The organism is Streptomyces sp. IMTB 2501, assembly GCF_001953885.1.
Classification (GTDB): domain Bacteria; phylum Actinomycetota; class Actinomycetes; order Streptomycetales; family Streptomycetaceae; genus Streptomyces.
The window spans coordinates 252366-270787 of the sequence record NZ_MQUS01000004.1 but is presented as its reverse complement, the minus strand read 5'-3'; the positions used below and the strand labels follow the sequence as shown (position 1 = coordinate 270787).

The 18422-nt window shown below is 72.8% G+C and carries 17 protein-coding genes; 6 read left to right on the top strand and 11 right to left on the bottom strand.

The annotated features are described in order from the left end of the window. Positions 1-68 precede the first annotated feature (68 nt). Both AV521_RS09725 and AV521_RS09720 read right to left on the bottom strand, forming a co-directional pair. Positions 69-1760 carry a DUF885 domain-containing protein gene (locus AV521_RS09725; RefSeq protein ID WP_076086400.1) on the bottom strand — a complete coding sequence of 564 codons (1692 nt, stop codon included), beginning with the start codon at positions 1758-1760 and terminating at the stop codon, positions 69-71. 51 nt (positions 1761-1811) lie between these two features. Next, the gene (locus AV521_RS09720; protein ID WP_076086397.1) at positions 1812-2297 is read right to left on the bottom strand and encodes an Lrp/AsnC family transcriptional regulator; all 486 of its coding nucleotides are present in this window, start codon (positions 2295-2297) and stop codon (positions 1812-1814) included. Positions 2298-2357: 60 nt separating this feature from the next. On the opposite strand from AV521_RS09720, the gene AV521_RS09715 reads away from it, so the two are divergent. After that, entirely contained in the window at positions 2358-3557 is a 1200-nt protein-coding gene (locus AV521_RS09715) for a PLP-dependent aspartate aminotransferase family protein (protein WP_076086394.1), read from the top strand. A 152-nt stretch (positions 3558-3709) separates the two neighbouring features. Here AV521_RS09715 and AV521_RS09710 read toward each other — a convergent pair whose 3' ends face one another. The 4 genes from AV521_RS09710 to AV521_RS09695 form a co-directional block, all read right to left on the bottom strand. Next, positions 3710-5143, bottom strand: coding sequence for a GNAT family N-acetyltransferase (locus AV521_RS09710; protein WP_076086391.1), 1434 nt, complete (start codon positions 5141-5143; stop codon positions 3710-3712). A gap of 283 nt (positions 5144-5426) precedes the next feature. Next, positions 5427-7010 carry an alkaline phosphatase gene (locus tag AV521_RS09705; RefSeq protein WP_076086388.1) on the bottom strand — a complete coding sequence of 528 codons (1584 nt, stop codon included), beginning with the start codon at positions 7008-7010 and terminating at the stop codon, positions 5427-5429. Between the two features lie 239 nt (positions 7011-7249). Beyond that, the gene (locus AV521_RS09700) at positions 7250-8083 is read right to left on the bottom strand and encodes an alpha/beta fold hydrolase (protein ID WP_076086385.1); all 834 of its coding nucleotides are present in this window, start codon (positions 8081-8083) and stop codon (positions 7250-7252) included. Between the two features lie 104 nt (positions 8084-8187). Next, positions 8188-8841, bottom strand: a complete 654-nt coding sequence (locus tag AV521_RS09695) for an NADPH-dependent F420 reductase (protein ID WP_076086382.1) — start codon at positions 8839-8841, stop codon at positions 8188-8190. A gap of 122 nt (positions 8842-8963) precedes the next feature. Between AV521_RS09695 and AV521_RS09690 the strand changes: the two genes are divergently transcribed. Together AV521_RS09690 and AV521_RS09685 are read left to right on the top strand one after the other, a co-directional pair. Further along, positions 8964-9848: an RNA polymerase sigma-70 factor gene (locus AV521_RS09690; RefSeq protein WP_076086379.1), complete on the top strand. Its 885-nt coding sequence runs from the start codon at positions 8964-8966 to the stop codon at positions 9846-9848. A 240-nt stretch (positions 9849-10088) separates the two neighbouring features. Then, positions 10089-10850 carry a GntR family transcriptional regulator gene (locus tag AV521_RS09685; RefSeq protein WP_076086376.1) on the top strand — a complete coding sequence of 254 codons (762 nt, stop codon included), beginning with the start codon at positions 10089-10091 and terminating at the stop codon, positions 10848-10850. 190 nt (positions 10851-11040) lie between these two features. Here AV521_RS09685 and AV521_RS09680 read toward each other — a convergent pair whose 3' ends face one another. From AV521_RS09680 to AV521_RS09670, 3 genes are all read right to left on the bottom strand, one after another. Continuing rightward, positions 11041-12195, bottom strand: a complete 1155-nt coding sequence (locus AV521_RS09680; RefSeq protein ID WP_076086740.1) for an ROK family transcriptional regulator — start codon at positions 12193-12195, stop codon at positions 11041-11043. A 101-nt stretch (positions 12196-12296) separates the two neighbouring features. Beyond that, positions 12297-12953 (bottom strand): response regulator transcription factor, encoded by a 657-nt coding sequence (locus tag AV521_RS09675; protein WP_076086373.1) that lies wholly within the window; start codon positions 12951-12953, stop codon positions 12297-12299. 41 nt (positions 12954-12994) lie between these two features. Next, positions 12995-14149, bottom strand: coding sequence for a sensor histidine kinase (locus AV521_RS09670; protein WP_076086370.1), 1155 nt, complete (start codon positions 14147-14149; stop codon positions 12995-12997). A gap of 107 nt (positions 14150-14256) precedes the next feature. Between AV521_RS09670 and AV521_RS09665 the strand changes: the two genes are divergently transcribed. From AV521_RS09665 to AV521_RS09655, 3 genes are read left to right on the top strand one after another with little or no spacing between them, the layout of a single operon-like run. Next, positions 14257-15177 (top strand): ATP-binding cassette domain-containing protein, encoded by a 921-nt coding sequence (locus AV521_RS09665; RefSeq protein WP_076086366.1) that lies wholly within the window; start codon positions 14257-14259, stop codon positions 15175-15177. Positions 15178-15179: 2 nt separating this feature from the next. Then, positions 15180-15890: an ABC transporter permease gene (locus AV521_RS09660; protein ID WP_076086364.1), complete on the top strand. Its 711-nt coding sequence runs from the start codon at positions 15180-15182 to the stop codon at positions 15888-15890. A 41-nt stretch (positions 15891-15931) separates the two neighbouring features. Next, complete coding sequence (locus AV521_RS09655) at positions 15932-16375, top strand: hypothetical protein (protein ID WP_076086361.1); 444 nt, start codon at positions 15932-15934, stop codon at positions 16373-16375. 13 nt (positions 16376-16388) lie between these two features. Here AV521_RS09655 and mug read toward each other — a convergent pair whose 3' ends face one another. Further along, positions 16389-16904, bottom strand: a complete 516-nt coding sequence (mug, locus tag AV521_RS09650) for a G/U mismatch-specific DNA glycosylase (protein WP_076086738.1) — start codon at positions 16902-16904, stop codon at positions 16389-16391. Between the two features lie 38 nt (positions 16905-16942). Beyond that, the gene (gene purB / locus AV521_RS09645; protein WP_076086359.1) at positions 16943-18385 is read right to left on the bottom strand and encodes an adenylosuccinate lyase; all 1443 of its coding nucleotides are present in this window, start codon (positions 18383-18385) and stop codon (positions 16943-16945) included. Between the last annotated feature and the right edge of the window lie 37 nt (positions 18386-18422).

Here is an 18422-nt window from a genome sequence, read left to right as displayed (position 1 = left end):
AGGACCTCTGAGACCCCCGGGGCGCCTGAGAACTTCTGGGATCTTCGGGCGCCAGGGACCCCTGGCCGTCAGAGCTGGGACAGTTCGTCCACCAGGTCGTCCAGGCCCAGCGAGCCCTGGGACAGGGCCGCCATGTGCCAGGCCTTCAGATCGAAGGCGTCACCGTGCCGCGCGCGGGCGTTCTCCCGGCCCAGCAGCCACGCCCGCTCGCCGAGCTTGTAGCCGATCGCCTGGCCCGGAATCGTCAGGTACCGGGTCAGCTCGCTCTCCACGAAGTCCGCCGGCCGGCTGCTGTGCGAGCCGAAGAACTCCTGCGCCAGCTCCGGAGTCCACCGCTCACCGGGGTGGAACGGCGAGTCGGCGGGAATCTCCAGCTCCAGATGCATGCCGATGTCCACGATCACCCGCGCCGCCCGCATCATCTGCGCGTCCAGATAGCCGAGCCGCTCATCGGGACTGGTGAGGTAGCCCAGCTCGTCCATCAGCCGCTCCGCGTACAGCGCCCAGCCCTCGGCGTTGGCGCTGACCCCGCCGATCGTCGCCTGGTAGCGGGAGAGGTTCTCGGCCACGTGCGCCCACTGCGCGAGCTGCAGATGATGCCCGGGCACACCCTCGTGGTACCAGGTCGAGACGAGGTCGTACACCGGGAACCGCGTCTGGCCCATCGTCGGCAGCCAGGTGCGGCCCGGGCGGGAGAAGTCCTCCGACGGTGCCGTGTAGTAGGGAGCCGCGGCACCGCCGGGCGGCGCGATGCGCGATTCCACCTTCCGCACCCGCTCGGCGAGTTCGAAGTGCGTGCCGTCCAGGTCCTCGATGGCCTTGTCCATCAGGCCCTGCAGCCACTCCCGGACCTCTTCCACGCCCTCGATGTGCCGGCCGTGCTCGTCGAGGTGCGCGAGCGCCACCCAGGGGGTCTCGGCGCCGGGCAGGATCTTGTCCGCCTCCTGCTTCATCTCGCCGAGGATCCGGTGGAACTCCGCCCAGCCGTACGCGTACGCCTCGTCCAGGTCCAGATCGGTGCCGTTGAAGTAGCGGGCCCAGCGCGCATACCGCTCGCGGCCCACCGTGTTCGGGGCGCCCTCGATCGCCGGCGCGTACACGTCCCGCAGCCAGTCCCGCAGCTCCACCAGCGCGCCGGTCGCCGCGCGGGCCGCCTCGTCCAGCTCCGTGCGCAGCGCCTCGGGACCCGCGGCGGCGAAGTCCTCGTACCAGCCGCGGCCCTGGCCGTCCGTGTCCGTCCACTCGGTGAGCTGCTGGATGTACGTCGCCGTCGGCCGCGGCGCCGCGAACAGCTTGCGGTCCAGGCCCAGTTGCAGCGATTCACGGTAGCCCGCGAGCGCGCCCGGCACCGCGCGCAGCCGCTCGGCGATCGCCGCCCAGTCCTCGTCCGTCTGCGCCGGGGTGACCGTGAAGATGTCCCGCACCGAGTGGCCCGGCGTGCTCATGTTGCCGACCGCGCGCAGGTGCTCGTCCGCCTCGTGCACGGCGAGTTCGGCGGTCAGCCGCTCCCGCAGCAGCCGCCCGCAGCGCCGCTCCACGTCACTGTCCGCACCGGGCTGCCGCTCCGCCGCGTCCAGCTTCGTGAGGGTGGCCCGGGCCAGCTCCGCGAGGGCCGCCTGGCCCGCGGGCGAGTAGTCGGGCAGCCGGCTCGAACTCTCCTTCACACCGAGGTAGGTTCCGGTGACCGGGTCGAGGGCGATGAGGTCGTCCACGTACGCGTCGGCGACCTGACGGGGCAGCGGGCTCTTCGTCTCAGACATGTCGCCATCCTCGTACGACAACGATCTCCGCGTCACCCACGTTTGGGGGATTCAGCTCTGGGCGTGGCCGGGAGGCAACAGCGGGCCGCACTCCCACTGCTGGAAGATCAACCGGGTCTCCACCCGTGCCACCTCGCGCCGCGCGGTGAACTCGTCGAGCACCAGACGCTGCAGATCGGCCATGTCCGCGACGGCCACATGCACCAGATAGTCGTCCGGCCCGGTCAGATGGAACACCGTCCGTGCTTCCGGCAGCGCCCGGATCCGCTCGACGAAGGGGCCGACCAGCTCCCGCCGGTGCGGCCTGACCTGCACCAGCAGCAGTGCCTGCAGCCCGCGCCCCAGCTTGGCCGGATCCAGCCGCAGCTCATGGCCGAGGATCACGCCCGAGCGGCGCAGCCGGGTCACCCGGTCCAGACACGTCGACGGCGCCACACCCACCTGTTCGGCGAGGTCGCGGTAGGTGATCCGGGCGTCGTTCTGCAGCAGCCGCAGCAGATGAAGATCAACCGGATCCAGTACGACAGATTCGGCCATGACTCGAACGTAGCACGGTGTTCGATCCCAGAGAACCGCTCACTGTTCACCCTTCCGCCCATGGACACAGCGACCACCGGTGCCTACGACGGCGTACGCACCGCATCGAGAGCCCTGGCCACCGAGGCCGTGCATGCCGGCCGCGACGATCTCGCCCGCCAGGGCCTGCACGCCCCGCCGATCGACCTGTCCACCACCTACCCCTCCTACGACAGCCGCGCCGAGGCCGCCCGTATCGACGCCTTCGCCACCGACGGCGCCGACCCGGTGGGACCGCCCGTCTACGGCCGTCTCGGCAACCCGACCGTCGCCCGCTTCGAGACCGCCCTCGCCCGGCTGGAGGGCACCGAGTCCGCGGTCGCCTTCGCCAGCGGCATGGCGGCGCTCAGCGCCGTCCTGCTGGCTCGCTCCTCCCTGGGCCTGCGCCATGTGGTCGCGGTACGGCCCCTGTACGGCTGCAGCGACCATCTGCTCACCGCCGGGCTGCTCGGCACCGAGGTCACCTGGACCGACCCGGCCGGCATCGCCGACGCGGTGCGCCCGGACACCGGCCTGGTGATGGTCGAGTCCCCGGCCAACCCGACCCTCGCCGAGCTGGACCTGCGGGCCATCGCGCACGCCTGCGGCGCGGTACCGCTGCTCGCCGACAACACCTTCGCCACACCCGTACTGCAACGCCCGGCCGAGCACGGCGCCCGTATGGTGCTGCACAGCGCCACCAAGTACCTCGGCGGGCACGGCGATGTGCTCGCCGGAGTGGTCGCCTGCGACGAGGAGTTCGCCGGCCGGCTCCGCCAGATACGGTTCGCCACCGGCGGTGTGCTGCATCCGCTGGCCGGCTATCTGCTGCTGCGCGGGCTGTCCACCCTGCCGGTGCGGGTGCGGGCGGCCTCCGCGAACGCCGCCGAACTGGCCCGCCGGCTCGCCGCCGACCCGCGAGTGGCCCGCGTCCACTACCCACGGCTCGGCGGCGCGATGATCGCCTTCGAGGTGGACGGCGACCCCCACGAGGTCATCTCCCGGGTCCGGCTCGTCACCCCTGCGGTCAGCCTGGGCAGCGTCGACACGCTCATCCAGCACCCCGCCTCCATCAGCCACCGCATCGTCGACGCCGACGACCGGCGCGGGGCCGGGGTGAGCGACCGGCTCCTGCGGTTGTCGGTGGGGCTGGAGGACGTCGACGATCTCTGGGCCGACCTGGATCAGGCGTTGGGGGAACGGACCCGGGAGCCGCTACCGCTTCAGGAAGCGGCACGCTGAGCGGTACCGGTCGACGGTGGGCTGCGCAGAGAGGGGCACCGCCGCGGACGCCGACGTCGTGGCCGAGAGCCGTCGCGGCGGATTCGTCCGGGCTGGTGCACCGCGTGCGGCTCGGCCGAGGGCACCGGGCCGTCGTCCCCGCGTGAGCGCTGTCAGTCGCGGCGGGCCGGGTCGCCGAGCCGGCGCCCGGTGTCCTGCCGCAGCCGGGAAGCGGCCGGTACGACGTCCAGGCGGGCCGTGATCACCAGCGTGCCCTCCTCGATCTGGTAGTCCAGCGGCAGCCCGAGACCGCGCATCGCGGCGACCATGCCGGTGTTGGAGGCCTGCGTGACGGCGTACACGCTCTCGCAGCCGGCTTCCACGGCCATCGCCACGAGCCGACCGAGCAGCTCGCCGCCGATGCCGCGCTGCTGCCACTCGTCCTCGATCAGCAGCGCGACCTCGGTCTCGTCGCCGTCCCACAGCAGATGCCCGAGGCCGACTATGCGGCCGGAGGCGGTCTGCGCGGCCAGGGTGCGGCCGAAACGGGGGCTGAGCAGGTGGTTCAGATAGCGGCCCGCGTCGCTGACCGGGCCGTGGTAGCGCAGGTCGAGGGTGCGCGGCGAGCACCGCTCGTGCATCGCCTTCGCCGCGGCCACGTCTGTGGTGTCGACCCGGCGGACCGTGATGTCGTTGCCCTCGGGCAGCGTCAGCACGTCCTTGCCGCGCGGGATGCGCGGACCGAGCCGGTTGTCCAGCTCCACCAGGGCACGGGCCCTGGCGAACTCGGTCGGTGTGAACGGCAGATACGGCCGCTCCACGGTGAGCACGCCGCCCTCCGGCGCCCGCAGCCGCATCACGGTGTCCTCCAGCACGCCCTCGACCGGCACCGGCTGCGGCCCGCGGTCCCCGCCGACCGGTGTCCCGGGCAGTGAGCGGATCGTGCACCGGCCCAGCAACTGGCGCAGTGCCAGCGGCAGTTCGGCGGCGTCCAGCGCGGTGCGCGCGGCCAGGCCGAGCACCCGGGTGGGGGCGTCGACCAGGTCGTGGGCATCGGCCCGCTCGATCCAGGTGGACGCGCCGCCGGCCAGCGAGACCACTCGGCTGATCTCGCCCGCCGCCAGCGCGCCGGGCGCCCGCAGCAGGAACTCGTCCACGGTGCCGTCGGCCAGCGGGTGTGTCTGGAGGCTCAGGATGTCGACGTGCCGCTCGGCCAGCGCCGTGCACAGCGCCGCCAGCGAACCCGGCTCGTCCTTGACCGTCGTCCGCATCCGCCACAGGGCACCGGCGGCCGCCGTGTCGTCCGCCGGCTCGCCCGGCCGCTCGCAGGGCCCGGCCGACCGCGTCTCGGCGGACGGCCGGGCGCCGGTATCTTCGGTCGGCGGTGCGTGTCCGTGGCGCCGTGCCCACCATGTGTGGAAGCCTGCCGTCGCGGCCAGCACGAGGGCCGAGATGACCAGCAGAGCGGGGCCGTCGGGGCCGTGCCCGATCAGATTCGCCACTCCGTCGGCGACCGCCACGGCGGTGAACAGGGCAGCGAGTTCCACGAGATCGCGCCGCCAATGGTGGACGGGCCGGCCGTGCTTCGCCCGGGTCACATCAGACATGTCTGCACTCATGCACCCACTGTGAAGGAAGGGTGTTGCGTGATCACGAACTGTTTGTGACCGATGGGTAAAGCATGCTCCGTCCTTTTTGTGTTGAATTTTACGATCGGGCGGGCTCGCACCGTGCGGCCCCAGATCGTGGCGTTGTCGTCCTCCGCCGACTTCGGCGCGGAGGGACGGGAAAGGGTCATGGCCTGCAGTGATCGCGTCATACGAAAACCGTAGCCGCGACCACTGACAATCGGCCTGACCTGCGAAAAGGGCTGCTGGGTCCAGGGGTTGCCTACTGGCCGACCCGGCCCGGCCGGAGCGTCTGCGTGAACAGCACCGTGCCGTCGTACTCGCGCAGCCGGACCGTCAGTTCGCCGCTGTCGCCGTCGATGTCCACCTCGCCGAAGAACTGGTAGCCCTCGGCCGGTGACACGTTCGCGGTGGTGGGTGCCTTGACGTACACCCGGTCCGGGCCGAACGTGCCGTCCAGGGCGTTGGCCGGGAAGGCGCCGGCGTTGAGCGGGCCCGAGACGAACTCCCAGAACGGCTCGAAGTCCTTGAACGCGGCTCGCGAGGGGTCGTAGTGCTGGGCGGAGGTGTGGTGCACGTCGGCCGTCAGCCACACCGTGCCGGTGATCCGCCGGTGCTTGATGAAGCGCAGCAACTCGGCGATCTGCAGCTCGCGGCCGAGCGGGGCGCCCGGGTCGCCCTGCGCCACCGCCTCGAAGTTCGGCTTGCCCTCCACCGGGTCGGGCACGACCAGCCCGAGCGGCATGTCGTTGGCGATCACCTTCCACACCGCACGGGACTTCGCCAGCTCGCGCTTGAGCCACTCCAGCTGCTCACGGCCGAGGATGCCCACCGGGTCCGTGGTCTGGTTGTCCGGCGAGTTCGCGTTGCGGTAGGTGCGCATGTCGAGCACGAACACGTCGAGCAGCGGACCGTGGCTGATGACGCGGTAGATGCGGCCGTCCGGGCGTCCGCTGATCGTGGAGATCGGGAAGTACTCGGAGAAGGCCTGCCGGGAGCGCAGCGCCAGGTCGTCGAGCCTGGTGCCGGCCGGGTACGGGGTGCCGGTGCCGATGACCTCGCCCGGGTACCAGTTGTTGCGCACCTCGTGGTCGTCCCACTGGATGATGTTCGGCACCTGGGCGTTGAACCGGCGCAGTGCCGAGTCCAGCAGGTTGTAGCGGAAGTTGCCCCGGTAGTCGTCCAGGGTGACCGCGACGTGCGACTTCTCCTCGGTCGTGACGTTCCGGTAGACGCCGCCGTCGGGCAGGCTCGCGGTTGCCGCGATCGGGCCGTCGGCGTAGATGTTGTCGCCGCTGCACAGGAAGAAGTCCGGGTCGACCTTCGCCATGGCGTCGAAGATGCGGTAGCCGCCGATGGACTCGTTGATGCCCCAACCCTGTCCGGCCAGGTCGCCCGACCACACGAACCGCACGTCCTGGCGCCGCTTGACGGGCGCCGTGCGGAAGGTGCCGGTCACCGGCTCGCCGGTGCGGCGCGGGTCGTCCGGGTCGGCGAGCAGCACGCGGTAATGGATCTGCTCGCCGGAGGGCAGGCCGTGCAGCCGCGTGGTGCCGGTGAAGTCCGTGCCGGCGCCCAGCAAGGGACCGTGCCATCTGCGCGGATTGCGGAACGACTCGGTGGCCGCGGTCTCCACGATCATCCGCGCCGGCCGGTCCGAACGCACCCACACCAGGCCGGAGTCGGTGGTCACGTCACCCGCCTGCACACCCCAGCCGGCCTGAGGGCGCCCGGAGCGGGCGAACGCCGGGGCGGCGCCGAGACCGACGGGCAGGGCGAGGGCCGCCGACGCGGCGAGGGAGCCGCGCAGCACGCTGCGGCGGCCGGGGAACGAACGGTCTGACATGGCTGCGCCTCCAGGGAAAGGATCCGGCCGGTGTGCCGGAACAACACCTACTGGGACGCTGCGGCGCGTGCGGAAACCCGGAGTGAACAACGGTCCTTGGGGCGCCGCGCGGGCTGCCGCGCCCTGTCTTGGCACGGTCCGTCGGCCGGCCTCTCCCGCAGAGGGACCGGCCGCCGGGTCCGGCCCCTCAGCGAGCCGGGTCCCGGTGGCGGGCCGGCGTGTCACGTCCGCCGGCCGGTTCAGCGGCTGCTGCCGTCCAGGATGACCCGGGCGACCAGCGCGGGGTCGTCGTTCATCGGGCAGTGTCCGCAGCCGGGCAGCCGCACCAGCCGGGCGTGCGGGATGAGCTGCTTGGCGCGTACGCCCTGCCGGCGTACGAGGAGCCGGTCCTGCGCGCCCCAGGCCACTGTGACCGGCAGGCCCGGCAGATCGTCGGTGAACCGGACGGCGCTGCCCGCCCGCAGCGTCGCGTCGAACCCGGTGGCGCCCGCCAGCGCGAGCGTCTCGGCGACCACGGCTTCCGGGGCACGCCGCGCGGGGCGTGCGTAGATGGTGCTCGTCAGCGCGGTACGGCCGGCCGCGGTGCGCGACAGCCGCTCCACCAGCGGCAGCGGGAGCCGCTGGGCGATGCCCCGCATCGCGAGCAGCACCGCGAAGGCGTACCGGCGTTCGGCGTCCGTCCAGAACCCGGCAGGGGAGAGGGCCGTGACGGACCGCACGCGCTTCTCCCGGCCCAGCTCCAGGGCCAGCAGGCCGCCCAGCGAGTTGCCCGCGATGTGCGGGCGGTCCAGCTCCAGCGCCTCGAACAGGGCGCCGAGTACGGAGTCGGTGGTCGGAAGGTCGTAGGCGAGGCCGTCAGGCAGGCCCGGGGACGCGCCGAAGCCCGGCAGGTCGACGGCGATGACGTCGCGCTCGGTGGCGAGGATGTCCACGACCGGGTCCCAGGCCTGCCGGTGATGGCCGATCCCGTGCAGCAGGACGAGCGGTTCCCCGTGTCCCACGCGCGCGTAGGACACGGTCACGTCCCCCGGGCCGTGCGGAGTGGGGACCTTGAAGGAGACGGTGGCGGACATGGGGTGCTCCTCGTCTGGGTGCTGACCGACGCTGTAGACAGCTTGTCAGCAATTGCTACCTGCCGGTAGCCCCCGATGGGCCTACACGCGTTCTCCCGCGCCGGTCAACCCGCGCGGCGCACCTCGATGTTGAAGTCCGCGGTCCCGAACCGCCGCATCATGGTGAGCCACAGCGGCAGATACATCTCCACCGTCCGGGCCGCTTGGATGCCGCCCAGGTCCAGCACCCGCTCCGCCGGCCATCCGAACTCCCCGAGCATGGCCGTCACCTGTTCCTTGGCTCCCGCGTCCTCACCGCACACGAACAGGTGGTGCGCGCCCGGCACCCGCCCCGGATCCACCATCACCCGACAGTTGACCGTGTTCAGCGTCTTCACCACGCGCGCGTGCGGGAAGGCCCGCTGGATCTGCTCGCCCACGCTGTCCGACTCCACCGGATCCAGCCGCGGTTCCCCGTCCTCGAAGGCCAGCGGATTGCACACGTCCACCAGGATCTTGCCGTCCAGGTTCTCCGCGCCGGCCGCCCGCAGGGCGTCGAGCGCCACCCGGCCGCTCACCGCGTTGACGACCACCTCGGCCGCCGCGGCAGCCTCCGCGAACGTGCCCGCGCGGGCCCGCTCCGCCGCGGCCGTGGCCCACTCCAGCGCCACCGGGTTGTCCTTGGTGCGGGACCCGAGGGTCACCTCGTGCCCCAGCTCCACCAGCCTGCCGCCCAGAGTGCGGCCCACCTCGCCCGTGCCCAGCACCGCATACCGCATCGGCCACCTCCAGGTCACCGGCCGCCGACCCCCGGCGGCCCGCGGTCATTGTGATCCGGACCCGCGCCGCACGGGCCGATTCCGGCTGGACACATCCGTCGCGTGTCGGATGGGATGGAGCGGTGACCGCCGACACCGCGACCGACGTCTTCGAAGAGCACCGGCCCCTGCTCACGGGCGTCGCCTACCGCATGCTCGGCCGGCTGCCCGATGCCGAGGACGTGGTCCAGGACGCCTGGCTGCGCTGGTCCCGCGCGGACCGCGCGGCGGTCCGCGAACCGCGCGCCTACCTGGTGCGCATCACCACCCGCCTGGCCATCGACCGGCTGCGCCAGGTGCAGGCGCGCGGCGAGACGTACGTCGGGCCATGGCTGCCGGAGCCCTACCTCACAGAGTTCGGCGACACCGCCCCGGACGCGGCGGACCGCGCCGAGCTCTCCGACAGCGTCTCCTTCGCGGTACTGGTCGTCCTGGAGTCGCTGTCGCCGCTGGAACGGGCCGTGTTCGTACTCCGGGAGGCGTTCGGCTACCCGTACGCCGAGATCGCCGCCCTCCTCGACCGCGGCGAGGCGGCCGTACGGCAACTCGCCGGGCGGGCGCGGCGGCACGTCGACGAACGGCGGCCACGCTACGACGTCGACCCGGCCCGGCGACGCGAGCTGACCGATCGTTTCCTCACCGCCGCGGCAGAGGGCGACCTGGACGGACTCGTGTCCCTGCTCGCGCCGGACGTCCGCCTGGTCAGCGACAGCGGCGGCAAGGCCAAGGCGGCGCTGCGGATCGTGCACACCGCCGACAAGGTCGCCCGCTTCCTGGTCGGCGTCGCACGGCTGTCCCCGCCGGACCTGTCCGTCCGCCTGCTGGAGACCAACGGTGGCCCGGCCGTGCTGCTCCTGTCCGGCGGCATCCCCGACAGCCTGCTCCAGGTGGACGTCGCGGACGGCCGCGTCACGACCGTGTACGTCGTCCGCAACCCGGACAAGCTGCGGCACCTCGCCGAGGGCTGACCCCCGAGCGCCCCGCGAGCCCCTGTCCTGCGACGGGGGCTTTGCCGCGATGTCACACACACCGTCGCGTACGAACGCCTCATGAACGCTCCGCGGCAGGTCACCTTCGCGCTGCGCAAGGGGCCGAGGATTGGTCTTGACCAAGGGTGACGGCCGCCCTATGGTCGCAGAGAAGTGCAACAACCTTTAATAAACAAGGGCGCTAAAAACCGCCGGACCACGGCTCTTGCGGAGGACAGGGTGGGGACCACGCAGCTGGAATCGGTGCCGGAACCGAAGTACTGGCATCTCAAGACCGTGCTCACCGAAGCACTCGACTCCGAGTTCTCGGTCGGCGAGATCCTGCCCAACGAACGCGATCTCGCCGCCCGCTTCGGCGTGGCCCGCGCCACGCTCCGCCAGGCCCTCGAACAGCTGGAGCTGGAAGGCCGGCTGCAACGCCGCCGCGGCGTCGGTACGACCGTCGCGCCGCCGCGCGTGGGCGTGGCCGTCGGCACCGAACAGCATGCCTGGCCGGGCGCCGCCTCCGACGCCTGGCAGCCCGTCGACTGCGAGCAGGCAGCGCCGCCCGCAGCCGTCGCCTCCGCCCTGGAGACCGGCGCGGACGAGCCCGTCCACACCGTGCGCCGCATCCGGATGTCCCACGGTCAGCCCGTCGCCACCGAACTGCTCTACATCCCGGCCGCCTCGGTGCCCGACCTGACCGCGATCGACGCCCCGTCCGGCCCGGCACGCGCGCGTGCGGTGCTGCGCGAACTCCAGCGCCTGACGCTGGAGGGCCAGGACCGTGCCGTCGAGCTGGGCTCCGCCCGCGCGGACGACGCCAAGGAACTCGACCGGCTCCCCGGCTCACCCGTCCTGGTCGTCACCACCCGCTTCTTCGCCGCGGGCCGCACCGCCGCGCTGTCCGTCGCGACGTACCGCGCCGACACCTGCCGGCTGACCTTCGGCGACTCACCGGACGTGGAGATACACCACGACCCGGAGCGCCAGGCTTCCTGATCACCTTCGCGCCCCGGAACTCGACCGGGGCGCGCGCACTCCCACATCTCCGGGTATCACCGGAACGCCGGGCGGGGACAAACCCCTAGGGGCCCGGGGCTGCGTCGGACATGCGGGTCCGCCGTGCGGGCGCGACCAGCCACGACGGCGCCGCAGCGGCGCGAGACCCACGCCCGTCACGGCGTAACGCTCAGCGCCGCGCCGCCGTGCCGTCCACGGCGAACAACTGCTCCTCGACATGGTCCAGGGCCAAGCGCAGCGCCCCCGTAGCCACGGCCGCCTCACCCAACAGCGACAACGCCACCCGAGGCGGCCGCAGGCAGTAGCGGGCCAGTTCGCGCCGCAGCGGTTCCAGGACGCCGTCCAGGCCGGCCGCCCAGCCGCCGACCACGACCAGCTCCGGATCGAGCGCCAGCACCAGCGCGGCCACGTCGTGCACGAGCCGCTGGATGAACCGCTCGACGGCCGCCCGCGCCCGCTGGTCGCCCTCCCGGGCCAGCGCGAACACCTCGGCGACCGCCTGCTCGTCCAGCGGGTGCAGCGGCTCGTCGGTGGTGGACAGCAGCGTCTCCGGAGTCTCCTCCCGGCCCAGCAGATGCAGCGCGCCGATCTCCCCGGCGGCGCCGCCGAAACCGCGGTGCAGCCGCCCGCCGATCAGTGAACCCGCACCCGGACTCAGCCCGGCCAGCACGAACACCACGTCGTCCGTCTCTGCCGCCGCGCCCTTCCAGTGCTCGGCGACGGCCGCCGCGTTGGCGTCGTTCTCCACCAGCACCGGGCACTTGAAGGAGCGGCTGAGCCGCTCGCCCAGCTTCAGACCCGTCCACTGCGGCAGCGCCGTACTCAGCCGCACCGTGCCGTCGGCCTCCACGATCCCCGGCGTGCCCACGCCCACGGCCCGCAGCGAGCTGCGGGCGACCCCGGCGCGCCGCAGCAGCTCGGCGACCGTGCCGCGCAGCCGGTCGAGCCGCTCGTCCGCCGCGGCCGTCTCGGCCACTTCCTTGGCCTGCGTGCCCAGCACCCGCCCGTCCAGGTCGGACAGCAGCGCGGCGACCCGGTGCGGCCCGATCTCCAGGCCCAGCAGATGCCCCGCCTCGGCCCGGAACCGGAACCGGCGCGCGGGCCGCCCCTGACGGCGTGCACTGCCCTCGTCGGCCGCCGTCTCCACGACGAGCCCGCCCTCGATGAGCCCTTCGACGACCCCCTCCACGGTCGGCCGGGAGAGTCCCGTGACCCGGGTGATCTCGGTGAGCGTCGCGCAGTCCGTGGCACGCAGCGCGTGCAGCACCACCGCGGAATTGATCCTTCGCAGCAGCGAGGGATCGCCGCCGGTCAGCTGCGCCACCCGTCCGTCCTTCCAGCTCGCGGGCGTGTTGGCCGGATCGTACTCGGCCACGCGTACCCCGGCGAGTGCCGGGTTCCGCACAAGGCGGCCGCCGGTGGGGCTCAGCCCGGTGCCACGAACCCCGACTCGTAGGCCGCGATCACCGCCTGGGTGCGGTCGCGCGCGCCGAGCTTGGCCAGTACGGCGCTCACATGCGACTTGACCGTCTCCGTGCCCACGACCAGCCGGGCGGCGATCTCCGCGTTCGACAGCCCCCGCGCCATGAGCCGCAGCACCTCCGCCTCACGCTCCGTCAGCCGGGCCCGCTCCAGCACGGCACGCGCCGGCCGGTCGCCGTCGCCGTACCGGGCCGCCAGGCGGCGTACCGAGGCCGGGAACAGCAGCGACTCGCCCTCCGCGACCAGTCGTACCGCGTGCACGATCTCGGCCGGCCGGGCCCGCTTCAGCAGAAACCCGTCGGCACCCGCGCGCAGCGCCTCGTACACGAACTCGTCGTCCTCGAAGGTCGTCACCACGAGGATCTTCGGCGGCTCGGGCACCGTGCGCAGCACCACGCGGGTGGCCTCGATGCCGTCCAGCAGGGGCATACGCACATCCATGGCGACCACGTCCGGCCGCAGTTGCCGCACCAGCGGGACGACCGCGGCTCCGTCGGCAGCCTCGCCCACCACCTCGATGTCGGGCTGTGCCTCCAGCACGGCCCGCAGACCCACGCGGACCAGGGGTTCGTCGTCGACCAGGAGTACAGTGAGCGGCATCCCGCCAGCCTAGATCAGCCGCGCGGACCCACCCGCCCCGATCAGCCGAGTGGCAGCTCCGCCCGCACCTGCCAGTCGCCCTCTTCCGGGCCGGTGAGCGCGCTGCCGCCCAGCAGGGCGGCCCGCTCGCGTATGCCGCGCAGACCGCTGCCCCGCGCGGGGCCGGGTATCGGGCGCGGCAGGGGATTGCGGACCTCCAGGGCGAGGGCGCCGTCGCCGACCGTGACCCGGACGCGCACCGGGACGGCCCCGGCGTGCCGCAGCACGTTGGTCAGCGCCTCCTGAAGGATCCGGTACCCCTCCCGGGACACCGGCCCGGGCACGGCCGCGACCGGACCCGTCACCTCGGCGTCGACCTTCGCTCCGGAGGCCCGCGCCGAGTCCAGCAGCCGGCCCGCGTCGGCGAGCGTGGGCCGGGCGCTCACCGGCCGCTCGCTCTCGCGCAGAATGCCCAGCACCCGCTCCAGGTCCTCCAGGGCCACCCGGCCAGTCTCCTCGATGGCGTCCAGTGCGCGCTCGGTGAACTCCGGGTCGCCCGCCGCCCGCGCGGCACCGGCCTGCACCACCGCCACCGTCAGGGCGTGCCCGATCGAGTCGTGCAACTCCCGCGCGATACGCGTGCGTTCCAGCAGCTGCTCGGTGCGCTCCTCCAGCGCCGCCAGCCGCTCGGCCGCCGACGGCCCCAGCAGGCGGCGCGCGCAGACCGTGATCAGCGTGCCGAGGCCCACGACCACGCCGTACAGGACGAGCAGCGGGAGCGGCGTCAGCAGTGCCCAGGCGCGGTGCGGCGGCAGTTGGCCCAGCACGGGAAGGCCGGACGGCGCCCGCCCCCAGGCGGCCCGCGCCAGCTCGAACGCGACGACGAGCAGCCACACCGTGACGAACATGCTGATCCAGCCGAGGACCCAGCGCAGTTCCAGCCACACCACCGTGCGCGTCCGGTCCCGCCAGGTCGTCGACGGCGCCTCGGAGATGCCCGGCTCCTGCTCACCCGGCGTCAGCAACAGCCGCGCCTGCACCCCCTCGCCCCTGCGCACGGCGGGCACGAGGCCCAGCAGGACGAGCATCACGCCCGGGACCCAGGGCTTCGACATGTCGATGAACATCCACATGCTCTGGATCAGCATGGGCACCCACTGGTGCAGCAGGCGCGTGTACGTCGTCCCGCGCAGCAGCGGGCGCAGGAAGCGGACCATGCGGATATCGTCGCAGCCGGCACGGACGACGGGCCTCCCCCGCACGGGGGAGACGCTCTCCACCGGCGGGGGAGGCCCCGACGTCCCCGCACGGCGAGGCTGGTGCCATGACCAGCATCGACGTACGCGACCTGACCAAGGAGTACGGCGGACTGCGGGCCGTGGACCAGCTCACCTTCAGCGTGCGCCCCGGCCGCGTCACCGGATTCCTCGGCCCCAACGGCGCCGGCAAGTCCACCACCATGCGCCTCGTCCTCGGCCTCGACCGGCCCACCTCCGGCACCGCCACCATCGGCGGCCGGGCCTATGCCGGGATCGGCGAACCCCTGCGCACGGTGGGCGCGTTGCTCGACGCGCGGGCCGCGCACGGCTCCCGCACCGCCCGCGACCATCTGCGCGCCCTCGCCGCGAGCAACCGCATCCCGGACCGCCGGGTCGACACCGTCCTGGAGGAGACCGGGCTGGCCGCGGTGGCACGGCGCCGGGTGCGGACGTATTCCCTCGGCATGCGCCAGCGGCTCGGCATCGCCGCCGCCCTGCTCGGCGACCCCGAGGTGATCCTGCTCGACGAGCCCGCCAACGGCCTCGACCCCGAGGGCATCGTCTGGATCCGCACCCTGCTCCGCCGCCTCGCCGCACAGGGCCGTACGGTCCTGGTCTCCAGCCATCTGATGGGCGAGACCGCCGTCTTCGCCGACCACCTCGTGATCCTCGGCCGGGGCCGGCTGCTCGCCGACACACCCGTCCAGGAGTTCATCCACGCGCGCGTACGGCCCCACGTCCGGATCCGCACCACCGACCCCGCCGCGCTGGACGACCTCCTCGCCCGCCACGGTCTCGACGCCTCCCAGGACGCCGACGGCGCCCGGACCGTGCGCCACGCGCACGTGGACGACCTCGGCCGGATCATGGCCGAGGCGGGCGTACCCGTCCTGGAACTCGCCGCGCGGGAAGCCACCTTGGAGGAGGCCTACCTCGATCTGACCACGGCCGAGGCCGAGTTCACCGCACTGACCCAGGAGGCCTGACCATGCCGTTCGCACCCGTGCTGCACGCCGAATGGATCAAGATCCGCACCCTGCCGTCGCTCCTCGGCGGCCTGGCCGGGATCCTCCTCGCCACCACCGGATTCTCGGCCCTCGCGGCCGCCGGCGCCGACGGTTCGGACCCGCTGTACTCCGCGTTCTTCGGCGTGAGCCTCGGCCAGATCGCCGCGATCGCCTTCGGTGCGACGGCCGTCTCGGCGGAGTTCCGGGGCGGCGCGCTGCGGCTGACGCTGTCGGCGGTGCCCGACCGCCGGCGGTGGTTCGCCGCCAAGGCCACCGCGATCGCCCTGCCCGCGCTGGCCGTCGGCCTCCTCACCGGGCTGGTCACCCTGCTGGTCGGCAAGGCGGTCCTGGGCGCCGACGGACCGACGTGGGGCGAGGGTCTGCGCGGTGCCGTCGGCTGCGGCCTCCAGCTGACTCTGATGGCTCTGTTCGCCGCCGGACTCGCGGCCGTGCTGCGCAGCGGCGCCGCCACCCTGTCCGTCCTGATCCCGTTCGTGCTGATCGTGTCCTTCGTCGTCGGAGACCTGTCCGGCAGCGTCGCCGACTACTTCCCCGACCGGGCCGGTCAAGTCGCCCTGCACAGCACCTGGGACGGCGCCCTCGGCCCATGGAGCGGGCTCGCGGTGACCGCGCTGTGGACGGCGACCGCGCTGCTCGCGGGCGCCTGGCGCATCGACCGCGGGGACGCCTGACAGCCCGCCAATTGTCAGTGCGGCCCGCTTTACTGGATCGCATGGACATCGCGAAGTGCCTGACCGCCATCGAGTCGCTGTGCGCACGGGAGTTCCCCGCGGCATACAGCAGAACGGAACACGGCGAGAGCGGGCCCGGATTCCACATAGCCGCCTTAGAGACGAGCGGCGACTTCTGGGAGGACGACGGGACCGGGCGGGAGGAGACGGCTGCCCAGTTCGAGGCCGACCGGGACGCACTGGCCGAGCGGATGGCGGAGCGGTGGGGGCCCGCGCAGTACATCAGCCTGTACAGCGTCCTGGAGCGGACGACGCTCGGCGAGGACATACCGCAGCCGTGGGCCGGCCTCGGCGGGCATGTCCCGGACGTCAAGCTCTGGCAGCTGCCCGCGAGCGGCGGCTGGCTCGCCCTCGGGGTGTCCCAGTGGGCCGATCACGCGCCGTTCCAGCTGTTGGCAGTGGTCACCGCCGTGGACCCGCCGTGACCCGATTCCGGGCTTACGCAGCGTCGCGCAGCCGGGCGAACTCCTCCGCCATGGTCGCCGCCGTCCAGTGCGCGTTCAGCCCGCTCGGATTGGGCAGCACCCACACCCGGGTGTTCCCGAACGTCCGCTCCTGCGACCCCACTTGGGCCGCCCGGTCACCGAAGGCTGCCCGGTACGCGGTCACCCCGACCACGGCCAGCCACCTCGGCCGCAGCCGTGCCACCTTCCCGGCCAGCAACCGCCCGCCCTCGACGTACTCCTCGGCGCTCAGCTCGTCGGCCCGCGCCGTCGCCCGCGCCACGACGTTCGTGATGCCCAGTCCGTACGACAGCAGTTCCCGCTGCTCGGCCGGCTGCATCAGCCTCGGCGTGAAGCCGGACAGATGCAGCACCGGCCAGAAGCGGTTGCCGGGGCGGGCGAAGTGATGGCCGGTCGCGGCCGTCATCAGCCCCGGGTTGATGCCGCAGAACAGCACCTGGAGACCGTCCGCGACGACGTCCGGTACGAGACGGTCGCGAGCGGCCTCCAGCTCCGCCTTCGTGAAGCGCGGCGAGCGGGGTGCGCGGGTCAGAGGATCGCTCCTGGCGTGTAGCCGGCCGCCTCCGGGTGCTGCTTGACGATCTCCTCGATCCGGCCGACGACCACACCGACCTGGGCCGCCGCCGCGCCGGTGAAGGACAGCTTGTCGGCCATCAGGGCCGCCAGCCGCTCCCGGTCGAGCGGGAGGCGCTCGTCGGCGGCCAGCTTGTCGAGCAGATCGTTGCGCTCGGCGCCCTGTTCGCGCATCGCGAGCGCGGTGGCGACGGCGTTCTCCTTGATCGCCTCGTGCGCGACCTCGCGGCCCACCCCGGCCCGCACCGCGCCCATGAGCACCTTGGTGGTGGCCAGGAACGGCAGGTAGCGGTCCAGCTCGCGGGCGATGACCGCCGGGAAGGCGCCGAACTCGTCGAGGACCGTCAGGAAGGTCTCCAGCAGACCGTCCAGGGCGAAGAAGGCGTCGGGGAGGGCCACCCGGCGCACCACCGAGCAGGACACGTCGCCCTCGTTCCACTGGTCGCCCGCCAGCTCGCCGGTCATCGAGGCGTAGCCGCGCAGGATGACCATGAGGCCGTTGACGCGCTCGCAGGAGCGGGTGTTCATCTTGTGCGGCATCGCGGAGGAGCCGACCTGGCCCGGCTTGAAGCCCTCGGTGACCAGCTCGTGCCCGGCCATCAGCCGGATCGTCTTGGCCAGCGAGGACGGCGCCGCCGCCAGCTGCACCAGCGTGGTGACGACCTCGTAGTCCAGCGAGCGAGGGTAGACCTGGCCGACCGAGGTGAACGCCTGTGAGAAGCCCAGGTGCCCGGCGATCCGGTCCTCCAGCCCGGCGAGCTTGGCCGCGTCACCGCCGAGCAGGTCCAGCATGTCCTGCGCGGTGCCGACCGGGCCCTTGATGCCGCGCAGCGGGTAGCGGCCGAGCAGCTCTTCGACCCGGCCGTGGGCGACGAGCAGCTCGTCTGCGGCGGTCGCGAACCGCTTGCCGAGGGTGGTGGCCTGCGCGGCCACGTTGTGCGAGCGGCCGGCCATGACCAGCTCGGCGTACTCGCCGGCCAGCTTGCCGAGGCGCGCCAGCACGGCGACCGTACGGTCGCGCACCAGCTCCAGCGAGAGCCGGATCTGCAGCTGCTCGACGTTCTCCGTGAGGTCGCGGGAGGTCATGCCCTTGTGCACGTGCTCGTGCCCGGCGAGGTCGTTGAACTCCTCGATCCGGGCCTTCACATCGTGCCGGGTGACCTTCTCGCGCTCGGCGATGGAGGCCAGGTCGACGGTGTCGAGGACACGCTCGTAGTCGGCGATCGCCGCGTCCGGCACCTCGATGCCGAGGTCCTTCTGGGCGCGCAGCACGGCGAGCCAGAGCTGCCGCTCCAGCTTCACCTTCTGCTCGGGGGACCAGAGCGTGGCGAGCTCGGCGGAGGCGTAGCGTCCGGCGAGGACGTTCGGGATACGGGGCTTGGCGGGCGCAGAAGTCACGTGACCAGATTCTACTGGCGATTTGTGCAGGCCAGCC